The organism is Agrococcus sp. UYP10 (assembly GCF_040547205.1).
Taxonomy (GTDB): domain Bacteria; phylum Actinomycetota; class Actinomycetes; order Actinomycetales; family Microbacteriaceae; genus Agrococcus; species Agrococcus jenensis.
On sequence record NZ_JBEPPG010000001.1, the window covers coordinates 666367 to 679270 of the forward strand.

Below are 12904 nucleotides of genomic sequence, written 5' to 3' on the forward strand. Positions count from 1 at the left end.
GCAGAAGAGGGGACCCCGCGGGGTCCCCTCTTCTGCGTCGCTCGTCGATCAGGCGTCGGCGGGCGCGAGCTCCGGCTGGTGCGGCTCGGGGCTCGTGTGCGTGAACACGAACTCGTTGTCGGCGAAGTCGACCGTCACGTGCTCGCCCGATCCGAGCTCGCCGTGCAGGATCTTCTCGCTCAGCACGTCCTCGATCTCGTGCTGCACCGCGCGACGCAGCGGCCGTGCGCCGAGCGCCGGGTCGTGACCGACCTGGATGAGCCGCTTCTTGGCGGGCTCGGTGAGCTCGATCGTCATGTCGCGGTCCAGCAGGCGCTCCTGGAGCCGCTTGATGAACAGGTCGACGATCTGCAGCAGCTCGTCGTTGCTGAGCTGCGGGAAGACGATCGTCTCGTCGACGCGGTTGAGGAACTCCGGCTTGAAGTTGCGCTTGAGCTCCTCGCGGACCTTCGCGCGCATCTGCTCGTAGTCGCCGTGCGTCGAGCCCTCGAGCACGAAGCCGACGGGGCCGCCGGAGATGTCCTTCGTGCCGAGGTTCGTCGTCATGATGATGACGGTGTTCTTGAAGTCGACGACGCGGCCCTGGCCGTCGGTGAGACGACCCTCCTCGAGGATCTGCAGCAGCGAGTTGAAGATATCGTTGTGCGCCTTCTCGATCTCGTCGAAGAGCACCACCGAGAACGGCTTGCGGCGCACCTTCTCGGTGAGCTGGCCGCCCTCCTCGAAGCCGACGAACCCGGGAGGGGCGCCGAAGAGCCGCGAGACGGTGTGCTTCTCGCTGTACTCCGACATGTCGAGCGAGATCAGCGCGTCCTGGTCGTCGAAGAGGAACTCCGCGAGCGCCTTCGCGAGCTCCGTCTTGCCGACGCCCGTGGGGCCGGCGAAGATGAACGAGCCCGAGGGGCGGCGGGGGTCCTTGAGGCCCGCGCGCTGCCGGCGGATGGTCTTGGCGAGCACGCTGATCGCCTCGTCCTGGCCGATGACGCGCTGGTGCAGCGCCTTCTCCATGAAGATGAGTCGAGCCGACTCCTCCTCGGTGAGCTTGAACACGGGGATGCCGGTCGCGTTGGCGAGCACCTCCGCGATCACGCCCTCGTCGAGCACGCCGGTCGGACCGCCGTTGCCGTTGCGCCACTGCTTCTCGGTGCGGAGCCGCTCGCCGAGCAGCTCCTTCTCCTCGTCGCGCAGTCGAGCGGCGGCCTCGAAGTCCTGGCCGTCGATGGCGGCCTCCTTGCGGGTGCGCACGCCGGCGATCCGCTCGTCGAACTCGCGGAGCTCGGGCGGTGCCGAGAGGATCGAGAGGCGCAGGCGGGCGCCGCCCTCGTCGATCAGGTCGATCGCCTTGTCGGGCAGGAAGCGGTCCTGCACGTAGCGGTCCGCCAGGTTGGCGGCCGCGACGAGCGCGCCGTCGGTGATCGTGACCTTGTGGTGCGACTCGTAGCGGTCGCGCAGGCCCTTGAGGATGTTGATCGTGTGCGCGACCGACGGCTCCTGCACCTGGATGGGCTGGAAGCGCCGCTCGAGCGCGGCATCCTTCTCGAAGTGCTTGCGGTACTCGTCGAGCGTCGTGGCGCCGATGGTCTGCAGCTCGCCACGGGCGAGCAGCGGCTTCAGGATGTTGGCGGCGTCGATCGCGCCCTCGGCAGCACCTGCGCCGACGAGCGTGTGGATCTCGTCGATGAAGGTGATGATGTCGCCGCGGGTGCGGATCTCCTTCGTCACCTTCTTGAGGCGCTCCTCGAAGTCGCCGCGGTAGCGGCTGCCCGCGATGAGCGAGCCGAGGTCGAGCGTGTAGACCTGCTTGTCCTTGAGCGTCTCGGGCACCTCGCCCTTGACGATCGCCTGCGCGAGGCCCTCGACGACGGCGGTCTTGCCGACGCCGGGCTCGCCGATCAGCACCGGGTTGTTCTTCGAGCGGCGCGAGAGGATCTGCATGACCCGCTCGATCTCCTTCTCGCGACCGATGACCGGGTCGAGCTTGCCGTCGCGGGCAGCCTGCGTGAGGTTGCGCCCGAACTGGTCGAGGATCTGCGAGCCCTTGGCGTCGGTCTGCTGCGTCTGCTCGCCGCCGACGGCCGTCGTCTCCTTGCCCTGGTAGCCGGCCAGGAGCTGGTTGACCGTCTGGCGCACGCGGTTGAGGTCGGCGCCGAGCTTGACGAGCACCTGTGCGGCGACGCCCTCGCCCTCGCGGATGAGGCCGAGCAGCACGTGCTCGGTGCCGATGTAGTTGTGGCCCAGCTGCAGCGCCTCGCGCAGGCTGAGCTCGAGCACCTTCTTGGCGCGCGGCGTGAACGGGATGTGCCCCGTCGTCTGCTGGCTGCCGGTGCCGATCATGTCCTGGACCTGGGCGCGCACGGCATCGAGCGAGATGCCGAGCTGCTCGAGGGCCTTCGCGGCGACGCCGTCACCCTCGTGGATGAGCCCGAGCAGGATGTGCTCCGTGCCGATGTAGTTGTGGTTGAGCAGCTTCGCCTCTTCTTGGGCGAGCACCACGACGCGGCGAGCGCGGTCGGTGAATCTCTCGAACATCGCTGGCTCCCTTCCTTGACTGCGAGCGTAGTCGCGGGGGTTCTCGCGAGGGGCCGTGTTCGCTGTCGGCGCGACACGGGAGGACGCCGACCGACGCTTGCGCGCGCTCGACCGATGCTGCATGCTTCACGAAGATCGTTAATAACGATCATCGATATGGTCGAGCGAGGGAGTACGCCATGTCCGGAGTCATCGGAGCATTCGCGGGTGCGGCCGTGCTCTTCGTCATGTTGCTGACCGTCGGGCTCGTGCTCGCAGCGCTGCGGGCCCGCCGTGACGGCGACGCCGGGCCGGTCGTGACCGCCGCGCTCGTCGTCGCCGTGGTGACCGCGGTCCTCGCGCTCATCGGGGGCACCATCGCCGTGCTCGCGACCTTGCTGGGACCACAGGTCTCGATCGTCGTGCCGGTCCGCGAGTTCTGGCCCCAGCTCCCCGACGGCGCGGCCATCGATGGCACGAGCGCGACGCGCGTGGCTGGAGGCTTCACCGCGGCGACCCTGCTCGTCGACGGGCTCAGCACCGGAGCCCGGGTCTGCTGGGCGATCGCGCAGGGGCTGGCATGGTTCGTGCCCGGCCTGGTCGCCGTGCTGGTCGCGGTGGGCTGCAGGCAGCTCCAGGCCGGTCGGCCGTTCGCGCCGGTGCTCGCGCGGCTCACGATGATCACGGCCGCCGTCGTCCTCGTCGGCGGGCTCGCCGCACAGGTGCTCGGCGATGTCGCGGGCAGCATGGCGGCCGCAGAGGTGCTCGAGTGGACGAGCGCGACGCTGCCCGGCGCCGTCGACGACCCGAACGTGCTGATGCCCGCGGCGACGTTCGCCGTCGAGGTGCCCATGTGGCCGGTCGGCGCGGGCCTCGGCCTCGCCGCGCTCGCCGCGGTCCTGCGCGTCGGCGGACGACTGCAGCGCGACACCGAGGGCCTCGTCTAGTGCCCGCCGAGGAGGACATCTCCCGGCTCCACTGCCGGCTGGACGAGCTGCTCGTCGAGCGGGGCATGACGCTCACCGCCCTCGCCGACGCGGTCGGCGTCAGCCTCGTCAACCTCTCGGTGCTGAAGAACGATCGCGCGCGGGCGATCCGGTTCTCGACGCTCATCGCGCTGTGCGACGCGCTCGACTGCCAGCCCGGCGACCTCTTCGCAGTCGACACCCATCGAACGCAGAAGCGGCCTCGGTAGCCTCGAGGTTCAGACGCGAGGAGCATGGTGACCGATCAGCCCGCCCAGCCCTGGAGCCAGCCGCAGCACGACCAGGGCATGCAGCAGCAGGTGCAGCCCCCGTACGGGCAGCAGCCGCAGTACGGGCAGCAGCCCCAGTACGGACACCCTCAGTACGGGCAGCCTCAGTACGGGCAGCCCGCCTACGGGCAGCAGCCGTACGGGCAGCCGCCCTACGTCCGGGGCGCTCCGCATCCGTCGTACGCGCCCGCGCCCCACGGCCAGCCCGGCCTCGCGCCGCAGCCCGCGCCGCCGAAGAAGCCTGCGCTGCTGCCGGCCGCACTGCCCGTCGACGGCCAGCCCTACGCGATGGCGTTCCAGCCGCTCGAGCGACGCGTGGGCCGCTGGTTCCTCGCCTGGGCGATCGCCATCGGCTTCTTCTTCGGCGGCCAGGTGGTCTCGGTCGCGCTGCTCATGCCCGGCATGGTCGACTTCTTCAGCACCCTCGACCCGGCGACCGCGAGCGACCCGGACATCGCCGCCGACCTGCTCGGCGAGATCCTCGGCACGCCGCTCGGCATGGCGGGCGTCAACATGGCGTGGGCCGCGATGATCCCGGGCGCGATCGTCGCGATGGCGGCGTTCGGCAAGGGCGCCGCGGGCTACGCATCGAGCGTCGTGGGCCGCTGGCGCTGGGGCACCGTCGGCCGCGCCGCGATCGTGATCCTGCCGATCTTCGCCGTCTACATCGGCATCTCGCTGTGGCTCGACCCGTCGGTCGAGTGGCAGTGGAACCCGAACTGGGGGCTCGTGGCGATCGTGCTGCTGACGACGCCGCTGCAGGCGACGGGCGAGGAGTTCACCTTCCGCGGCCTGCTGCCGCAGATGATGGCCGGCTGGCGCGTGCACCGCTACGTGCCTGCGCTCGTGATGCTGCTGCCGGTCGCCGCCGTGATGGTGCTGCAGCCCGCCACCTGGTACCTCTCGCTGCTCGCGCTCGTCGCGGCCGCGGTCGGGCCGTGGGTGCTGCGCGGACGCTTCGGCAACGCGATCTGGACCGGCCTCGCGACCGGGCTGCTCTTCGGCGCCATGCACGCGCATCCGTCGATCTCGGCGACGCTGCAGCTCTCGCTCGTCGGCTTCACCTGCTCGATGCTCACCTACCGCACGGGTGGGCTCGAGGCCGCGTCGGTGCTGCACACCGCGAACAACGTCTTCATCATGGTGCCGCTCGCGCTCACCGGCACGTCGGCGTTCGCCTCGTCGCAGCCCGTGGCCGGCGAGGACTGGATGTCGTTCGGCATCACCGCGCTCGCGCTCGGCCTCGCCTACGTGGCCGTGCACTTCTTCCTCGCGAGGTCGCAGCGCTCGACGGTCGGCGCTCCGGGCGCGGAGCTGCTCGAGCCCCAGCCGGAGGCGACGCGCGTGCAGCCGACGCCCGAGCCGGTCGGGGCGCGCTGAGCGGCGGGCACGCGCTGCGCGGAGGGCACTGAGCGGTGCGCTGCGCGGAGCGCCGATCGGAGCACTGAGCAGCGCACCGGTGAGCGCGCGCTGCGCTAGGTGTAGTTCCTCGTGACGTTGTGAACGCGTTGGGCGGGTGTCTGGCCGTTCAGCGCGGTGTGGGGTCTGTGGTGATTGTAGGTGTGGACCCAGGCGTCGTAGGTGGCTGCCCGCTCGGCCTCTGACCGGTAGGTGCTCGCGTAGGCCCATTCGTTCGCGAGGGTGCGGTTGAAGCGTTCGACCTTGCCGTTCGTCTGTGGCCGATAGGGCCGGGTGCGGCGGTGCTGGATGCCCTCGAGCGCGTCGCGGAACACGTGGGAGCGGTAGCAGGAGCCGTTGTCGGTCATCACTGCCGTGACCTCGAAGCCGGCGGCGCGGAAGAAGTCGCGGGCGCGTGACCAGAAGCCCGCTGCGGTCTCGCGGCGCTCATCGGTGAGGATCTCGGAGTAGGCGAGCCTGGAGTGGTCGTCGACCGCATGATGCAGGAATGCGTAGCCGCGGCTGCCGGCGGCGCCTGCTCTGGCCGCTCGGTCGCGGACGGCGCCGGCGGCGCGGTCCTGGGCGGAGCCGCGGCCGTGGACGCGCCAGCCGCCTCCGTCGGGGATACGACCGAGCTTCTTGATGTCGACATGGACCAGCTGGCCGGGCGCGGCCGCCTCGTAGCGGACCGGTCGCGGGCGGCGGGTCGGGAGACCGGTGGCCTGGTCCAGGTGGGCCAGCAGCGGCATCCGGTAGCGGCTCAGGACGTGGCTGACCGTGGAGCGCGGGATGCGCAGGTGATAGCCGATGCGGTGCGGTCCCCAACGGCGCGTGAACCGGAGGCAGATGATCCGCCGCTCCAGCCGCGATGGCGTCCGACGCGGAGACGACAGAGGCCGCGAAGAGCGATCGGTCATCGGCTCGCCCTCAGCCCGCCGAGACGACCACCGCGACACGGTCGCCGGAGAGCACTGGAACCGCTCCGCGACCCGACGGACGGGCCAGCCGCTCTCGAGCACCAGCCGCGCGATCCTCTCCCTGGTGGCAGGTGAGAGCGCGAGATTACGGTTGGACATGAAGGCCTCCTGGACGACGTGAGTGTGGTTACCCACATCCTCCGAGGAGGCCTTCACCTATGCCAAGCGTTCACAACCTCCCGAGGAAGTACAGCTAGGCGGAGGTGCGGTCCTGCCCGGGCGCTGCCTCGGGCGGCCGCTCGGCCGCCGTGGCCGTCGTCGCGGCAGGCTGGCCGGCGACGGGCGCGGCGGCAGCGGTCGCGCGCGGCGGCAGGCCGGCCTTCGCGCGCTCCTCGGCCTCGATCTGGTCGTACTTGAGGCGGGCGGTGCGATCGCCGCGGATGATCATCCGCATGACCATCCAGAAGATGAGCCCGAGCACGATCGTCGGGATGAGCGAGAAGATCGCGTTCCCCCACCAGCTCTCAGGCATGCATCCAGGGTACCGCGCCCGCCCGGCCACGACGCCGAGCTTCCCCGAACCGCGGGTTCCTCGCGCCGAACCCCGCGGTTGAGGGAAGTTCGCGAGGGGGTCAGGTGGTGAGCAGCGCGCGGACGCGCTCGGAGCCGATCGCCAGCAGCAGAGTCGGGATGCGCGGGCCGGTGTCGCGCCCGACGAGCAGGCGGTAGAGCAGCGCGAAGAACGCGCGCTGCGCGGCGGAGAGCGCCTTGTCGCCCTTCACGATCGCGTCGGGCTCGAGCCCGCGCTGCACCTTCGCGACGCCGTAGGTCTGGTGGGTGAGGCCGTCGAGCGTCCAGCTGTCCTCGATGGCGGGCAGCCCCTGACCGCCGTCGAGCAGCAGGCCCAGCGCCTCGCGCTCGACCTCGGTGAGCGCGTCGAGCGCCTCGCGGTCGGGCGACTCCCGCACGGTCGTGTGCTCGTCGGCGGGCATGTGCGTCGCGACCCACGCCTCCACCCGGTCGAGCCGGGGCCGCAGCGGGTCCAGGTCGACGATCGGGTCGGTCTCGTCGAGCCCGCGCAAGATGCGCAGGATCTGCGCCTCGTCGCCGAACGTGATGTCGACGACGGATGCGAGGGTGCGGTACGCGACGCGGCGCGGCGTCTGGGGCAGCCGCTCGTGGGCCGTCGCGGTCGCGCGCTCGAGCGCGGCGAGCTCGGCAGGCTGCGCTGTGCCGGCGGCCGCCTTGCGCAGCAGCGCATCCCACTCGTCGTAGGTGCGCTGCAGGTCGGAGCCGAACGCGACGTCGAACGACTGGTTCATGCGACGCCGAGCGTAGAGCCAGCGCAGCACCGGCGCCTCCATGACCGCGAGTGCATCCGCCGGCACCGGGGCGCCGCCGCGCGACGACGACATCTTCGCGACGCCGCCGAAGCCGACGAACGCGTACATCGGGCCGAGCGGCCGCTCCCAGCCGAACACCGGTGCGAGCTCGAGGCCGACCTGGAACGACGACCCTGGCGACTGGTGGTCGACGCCCGAGGGCTCGAAGACGACGCGCTCGTAGGCCCAGCGCATCGGCCAGTCGACCTTCCAGACGAGCTTGCCGGAGCGGAACTCGCGCAGCAGCACCGTCTCTCGGTGCCCGCACTGGCACGCGTACGTCATCTCGGTCGAGTCGTCGTCGTACGCCTCGATCGTCGTGAGGTCGGTGCCGCACACGGTGCAGTAGGGCTTGTACGGGTAGTACTCGGCGCCCGCCGAGCCGTCGTCCTCGGCCGCGGCGCCGGACCCGGCGTCGAGCGCGGCCTGCAGCGCCTCGTCCTCGTCCTTCGCGGCGGGGAGCGTGCGGTACTGCTCGAGGATCGCGTCGATCTCGCGGCGGTGGCGCATCGCGTGCAGGATCTGCTCGGTGTAGGCGCCCGCGGCGTACTGCTCGGTCTGGCTGATGCCGCGGTAGCGCACGCCCGCCTCGGCGAACGACGCCTCGGCCTGCGCGCGGAAGTGGGCGGCCCAGGAGTCCGCCGTGCTGCCGGGAGGGGCGGGCACGCTCGTGAGCGGCTTGCCGATGTGCTCCGCCCACGACGCGTCGACGCCATCGATGCCTGCCGGCACCTTGCGAAAGCGGTCGTAGTCGTCCCACGAGATGAGGTGCTCGGCGTCGACACCGCGGCGCAGCAGCTCGTCGGCGACGAGGTGCGGGCTCATGACCTCGCGGAAGTTGCCGAGGTGGATCGGCCCAGATGGCGAGATGCCGGATGCCGCGACCGGCCGGGTGCCGCGGCGCTCAGCCTCGGCGATGACCTCGTCGGCGAGGCGGGAGACCCAGTCGGCGCGCTCGTGCTCGATGGCGGGCTCGGGCGATGGCTGCTGGGACTCGGTCACGACCATCGATCCTACCGAGCCGGGGCGGCGCCGCCGCGGTCAGCCGATCGTGCCCGCGCGGTCAGCCGATCGTGCCCGCGCGGTCAGCCGATCGTGAACGTGGCGTTGTCGATCAGCCGGACCGTGCCGACGCGCGCGGCGACGAGCACCTGCACGGGGCCGCGGTGGTGCTCGGATGCCCCGGTGAAGGTGCGCGGGTCGACCACGGCGAGGTAGTCGAGTCGCACGCCGGAGTCGTCCTGCATGACGCCCTGCGCGGCGGCGAGCATCGCCTCGACGCCGCGGTCGGATGCCGCGCCCGCCGCCTCGAGCGCGCGCGAGAGCGCGAGCGCATCCGCCCGCTCCCCCGCCTGCAGGAAGCGGTTGCGGCTCGAGAGCGCGAGGCCGTCGGGCTCGCGCACGGTCGGCACGCCGAGCACCTCGACCGGCACGTTCAGGTCGCGCACCATGCGCCGCACGAGGAAGAGCTGCTGCGCGTCCTTCTCGCCGAAGACGGCGACGTCGGGCTGCACGATGGCGAGCAGCTTCGCGACCACGGTGAGCATGCCGTCGAAGTGACCGGGCCGGCTGCGGCCCTCGAGCACCGTGCCGAGGTGGCCGGCGGTGACGACGGTGGACGAGCGGCCGCCGTCCGGGTACATCTCCTCGACGGTCGGCATGAAGACCGCGGTGACGCCGAGCTCCGCGAGCCGATCGGTGTCGGCCTCCGGGGTGCGGGGGTAGCGGGCGAGGTCCTCGTGCGGCCCGAACTGCATCGGGTTGACGAACACCGACGCGATCACGAGGTCGGCGTGCTCGCGGGCCTCGCGCATGAGCTCCACGTGCCCGTCGTGGAGCGCGCCCATCGTCGGCACGAGCGCGATGCGCCTGCCCTCGGCGCGGGCGGCGCGGACGAGCGCGCGAGCGGCGTCGATGGTCGTCAGGGTCTGGATGGCGTCGGGCACCACGCAAGCCTAGGCGCGCCCATCCCCCGTCCATCTCAACGTCGCCGGTGGTCGCGCATCCGCCATGCGGCCTTCCGCGACCACCGGCGACGTTGAGATCAGGGCTGGAGGGGCGGGTCGGGGTAGCGGGCGAGCGCCGACTCGACGGCCGAGCGGACGACGCCGCCGAGCACGCGCGCCGGCCGCTCGATGCCGATCTCATGGAGCTGCCGCATCGCCTGCGCGACCAGCCCGTCGGCGAAGCCGGCCGCGACGCCGACGGCCTCGGCGTAGGCGGGCCGGTCGGCCTCGTCGACGACGATCGGCTCGGCGCCCATCTCGACCGCGAGTGCCTGCCCGATCGGCAGCACGGGGCCGGGCGCGGTCACGGCGACGGTGGCGTCGAGCAGGCGAGAGAGGTCGAGCGACGTGCCGGTGAAGGTCATCGCAGGGTGCAGCGCGATGGGGATCGCGCCGCGGGCGACCGCGGGCTGCAGCACCGCGACCCCGTGCTCGGCCGCCGTGTGGACCACGAGCTGGCCAGGCTGCCACGCGCCGGTCGCCGCGAGCCCCGCGACGAGGCCCGGCAGCTCGGCGGTGGGCACGGCGAGCAGCACGAGCTCGGCCCGCTCGACGATCGTCGGCGCGTCGAGCAGCTCGACGCCCGGCAGCACGGCCTCCGCGCGCTCGATCGCGTCCTCGCCGGTGGCGTCGATGCCGACGATCGCGTGGCCCGCGCCCGCGAGGGCCGCGCCGAGCACGGGGCCGACGCGGCCGGCGCCGATGATGCCGACGCCGAGCCTGCCGGGCTTCACGACTCGTCCCGCGGCCGCTGCCAGCGCGGGTCGGGGTGCTGCTGCGGGGACTGGGGCGGCTGGGTCGGGGGCTGCGGCACCGAGGTCGGCGGCGCCGGCTGCTGCTGCGGCGGCTGCTGCTGCGACGGCCACGGCTGCTGCTGCGGTTGCGGCGGCTGCTGCTGCGGTTGCGGCGGCTGCGGCTGCTGCGACGACTGCGGCTGCGCGGGCCACGGCTGCGGCGGCGCCGCGTGCTGGCCCGGCGGGCGCTGCTGCGTCCACTGCTGGCCGGGCCCGGCGGGCGGCCCCGCGGGCACCCACTGCTGCGGCGCGCGCGGCGGGCTCTGCTGCGCGTGCTGCGGGTGCTGCGGGTGCTGCCATGCGGGCTGCTGCTGCGGGGGCTGCTGCTGCGACTGCTGCCACGGCTGCTGCGGCGGCGGCGACGGCCACTGCTGCTGCACCTGCTGCCACGGCGCCGCGACCGGCGGGCTCGGCGGCGACATCAGGCCGTCCTGCACCGCGGGCGCGGTCTCGAGCACGGCGTTGCGCGAGAGCGACGCGGCCCACGACTCCGACGCATCCCGGTCGATCGCGACCTTCACGGTGCGCATCGCGTGGTCGAAGAGGATGCGGGCGTCGCCCTGGTCGATCGCGCCGATGCCGGGCGAGAGCACGGTGTCGGGGACGTGGAACTGCACGCGGCCGAGACGCGCGAGGCCGTAGATCGGCCCCTGCTGCAGCGCGACCGACTGCACGCGGGCCTGCGGCACGAGCTGCAGCGAGCGCCAGATGCGACCGGTCCGCAGCAGGAACGCCGCGTCGTGGACGTGGAAGCCGTTGCGGCGCACCGAGAACCAGCGGAACGCCCGAGCCCGCGGCGGGCTCACGACGAACGCGTCGGGCGCCTGCCCGAAGAGGCCCGCGTCGACGAGCGGCGAGTGCGCGAGCTCTGGCAGCACGAGCCCGACGACCGTGCGCACGTCGCGCAGGTCGCCGACCGGCAGCAGGTAGCTCGCCATCTGGCTGCTCTGCCCGCCCTGGCCGGAGCCGTCGGGCTTCGACTTGCCGGCGCGCGTGAACGTCACCTGCCACCACCCGAACGGCCGCCACAGCAGCGGCTGCTTCACCTGCAGCGCGAAGATGCGCCCCGGCGGCAGGATCTCGGTCGTCGTCGAGGCGAGGCCGTAGGCGAGCCGGATGCCGTCGGGCGTCGCCGCGATCGAGTAGCGCAGCTTCGAGCCGAGCGAGCGCATGCCGGCGGCGAAGAAGGCGATCGCGCCGGGCAGCAGCGCGAACACGGCCCAGAACTGCTGGAAGCCGATGATGAGCACGAGCGTGCCGATCGCGTAGGCGACCGCCCAGACGATCCAGCCGTCGAGCAGCGACGAGGCGACGATGCGGCCCAGCGGGATGCGCACGAGCGAGTGGGGCGCGAGGTGCGCGATCTCGGCGTCGGGCCTCAGGAACTCGTTGACGACGCCGCCCGCGGTGCCGGCGCGCTCGGTCGCCATGCGCTGGGCGTCGGCGGCGGACCGCCCGGAGGCGCGGTCCATGACCTCGTAGCGCAGCGCATCCGCGACCGACGAGCTCAGGTAGTTGAGGTCGACGTTGGCGTCGTTGCCCGCCTGCTGCACCTCGAACTTGCACGCGCCGAGCAGCCGCGCGAACCAGGGCTTCTGGATGTTGATCGCCTGGATGCGCGCGAGCGGCGCGCGGCGGTGCCGCTTGACGAGGATGCCCTGCTGCACCTCGACCGCGTCGCCGGTGATGCGGAAGCGGTGCACGCGCCAGCTCAGCCAGAAGACGAGGATGCCGAGCAGCACGAGCCCGACGGTGCCGAGCGCGACCCACAGCAGCTGGTCGATGATGAAGTCGCCGAACGGGTCCTGCTCGAACTCGTTCCACTCCTCGGGCACGACGATGCCGATGAGCCGGTCGCGGAAGGTCGAGACGATGATGCCGAGGACGATGATGAGGGCGAGGCCGCCGCGCAGCAGCGGCGTCGCCGGGTGCAGCCGGTGCCACTCGCCATCGACGAGCTCGATCGCCTTCGCGCGCGCGTCGCCCGCGGCGGGCTGCTGCTGCTGCTGCGGAGCCGCCTCCTGCTGCGGAGCCCCCTGAGGCTGCGGCCAAGGCTGCTGCTGCGGCCACTGCTGCGTCGGCTGCTGCTGCGCCGGCCACCGCTCCCCCGGTGCCTGCGGCGGGCGGGGCGCGTCGGTCACAGACCGGCCCGTCGGGACTCGGAGACGGCCACGAGGTGGTCGCGCAGCTCCTCCGCCGTCGAGCCCGGCATGCCAGGGATCGTGATGGCGCTCGACGCGGCGGCCGTGACGAACTTGAGCGACTTGAGGCCGAACATCCGCTCGATCGGGCCCTGCGTGATGTCGACGATCTGCATGCGGCCGTAGGGGACGGCGACGAAGCGGCGGAACAGCATGCCCCGGCGCACGAGCAGGTCGTCGTCGCGCTGCAGGTAGCCGATCGTGCGGGTGCGGAGGAACGACCAGACGACGCCGACGATCGCCAGGACCGCCGCGCCGATGAGCGGCAGCCACGCCCACAGCGGCATGTCGCCGTCGTGCAGGAGCCAGAGCGGGACGGTGACGCCGACGCCGACGATGACCCAGCCGATCACGGACCCGATCGACTCGACCACCGCGTAGCGCATGCTGATGCGCTGCCAGGCGCCGGTGACGTCGAGGCGTTCTGCCACGGGGTTCCTCCA

General features: G+C 72.2%; 11 protein-coding genes. 3 read left to right on the forward strand and 8 right to left on the reverse strand.

Annotation, left to right across the window (positions count from 1 at the left end; translation table 11 throughout):
• Positions 1 to 48 precede the first annotated feature (48 nt).
• Entirely contained in the window at positions 49 to 2529 is a 2481-nt protein-coding gene (locus ABIB37_RS03260; RefSeq protein ID WP_123696992.1) for an ATP-dependent Clp protease ATP-binding subunit, read from the reverse strand.
• 179 nt (positions 2530 to 2708) lie between these two features.
• Here ABIB37_RS03260 and ABIB37_RS03265 point away from each other — a divergent pair, with 179 nt between their 5' ends.
• The 3 genes from ABIB37_RS03265 to ABIB37_RS03275 are packed head-to-tail and all read left to right on the forward strand — an operon-like array spanning position 2709 to position 5143.
• A complete protein-coding gene (locus ABIB37_RS03265) occupies positions 2709 to 3455 on the forward strand; it encodes a hypothetical protein (RefSeq protein ID WP_354256637.1) in 747 nt (248 codons plus the stop codon).
• Positions 3455 to 3703 carry a helix-turn-helix domain-containing protein gene (locus ABIB37_RS03270; RefSeq protein ID WP_354256640.1) on the forward strand — a complete coding sequence of 83 codons (249 nt, stop codon included), beginning with the start codon at positions 3455 to 3457 and terminating at the stop codon, positions 3701 to 3703. The genes ABIB37_RS03265 and ABIB37_RS03270 overlap by 1 nt, the downstream gene beginning before the upstream one ends.
• Before the next feature lie 27 nt (positions 3704 to 3730).
• Positions 3731 to 5143, forward strand: a complete 1413-nt coding sequence (locus ABIB37_RS03275; RefSeq protein ID WP_354256643.1) for a CPBP family intramembrane glutamic endopeptidase — start codon at positions 3731 to 3733, stop codon at positions 5141 to 5143.
• A 95-nt stretch (positions 5144 to 5238) separates the two neighbouring features.
• Here the strand turns inward: ABIB37_RS03275 and ABIB37_RS03280 are convergent, their stop codons facing one another.
• The 7 genes from ABIB37_RS03280 to ABIB37_RS03310 all read right to left on the reverse strand — a co-directional run bounded on the left by ABIB37_RS03280 (position 5239) and on the right by ABIB37_RS03310 (position 12892).
• Complete coding sequence (locus ABIB37_RS03280; protein ID WP_354261514.1) at positions 5239 to 6237, reverse strand: IS481 family transposase; 999 nt, start codon at positions 6235 to 6237, stop codon at positions 5239 to 5241.
• Positions 6238 to 6331: 94 nt separating this feature from the next.
• Positions 6332 to 6610 carry a hypothetical protein gene (locus ABIB37_RS03285; protein WP_354256646.1) on the reverse strand — a complete coding sequence of 93 codons (279 nt, stop codon included), beginning with the start codon at positions 6608 to 6610 and terminating at the stop codon, positions 6332 to 6334.
• Positions 6611 to 6710: 100 nt separating this feature from the next.
• Positions 6711 to 8462: a lysine--tRNA ligase gene (locus tag ABIB37_RS03290; protein WP_354256649.1), complete on the reverse strand. Its 1752-nt coding sequence runs from the start codon at positions 8460 to 8462 to the stop codon at positions 6711 to 6713.
• An 83-nt stretch (positions 8463 to 8545) separates the two neighbouring features.
• Entirely contained in the window at positions 8546 to 9409 is an 864-nt protein-coding gene (gene panC / locus ABIB37_RS03295; protein WP_123696987.1) for a pantoate--beta-alanine ligase, read from the reverse strand.
• 95 nt (positions 9410 to 9504) lie between these two features.
• Complete coding sequence (locus ABIB37_RS03300) at positions 9505 to 10200, reverse strand: DUF2520 domain-containing protein (protein ID WP_354256652.1); 696 nt, start codon at positions 10198 to 10200, stop codon at positions 9505 to 9507.
• Positions 10197 to 12401, reverse strand: a complete 2205-nt coding sequence (locus ABIB37_RS03305) for a PH domain-containing protein (RefSeq protein WP_354256655.1) — start codon at positions 12399 to 12401, stop codon at positions 10197 to 10199. Before ABIB37_RS03305 ends, ABIB37_RS03300 begins: the two co-directional genes overlap by 4 nt.
• Entirely contained in the window at positions 12398 to 12892 is a 495-nt protein-coding gene (locus tag ABIB37_RS03310) for a PH domain-containing protein (protein WP_354256658.1), read from the reverse strand. The genes ABIB37_RS03305 and ABIB37_RS03310 overlap by 4 nt, the downstream gene beginning before the upstream one ends.
• Positions 12893 to 12904 lie beyond the last annotated feature (12 nt).

Excerpts from the sequence above, each read along its gene's own strand:
- ABIB37_RS03260 (WP_123696992.1), bottom strand. The coding sequence starts at position 2,529 with ATGTTCGAGAGATTCACCGACCGCGCTCGCCGCGTCGTGGTGCTCGCC.
- ABIB37_RS03265 (WP_354256637.1), top strand. The coding sequence starts at position 2,709 with ATGTCCGGAGTCATCGGAGCATTCGCGGGTGCGGCCGTGCTCTTCGTC.
- ABIB37_RS03280 (WP_354261514.1), bottom strand. The coding sequence starts at position 6,237 with ATGTCCAACCGTAATCTCGCGCTCTCACCTGCCACCAGGGAGAGGATC.
- ABIB37_RS03285 (WP_354256646.1), bottom strand. The coding sequence starts at position 6,610 with ATGCCTGAGAGCTGGTGGGGGAACGCGATCTTCTCGCTCATCCCGACG.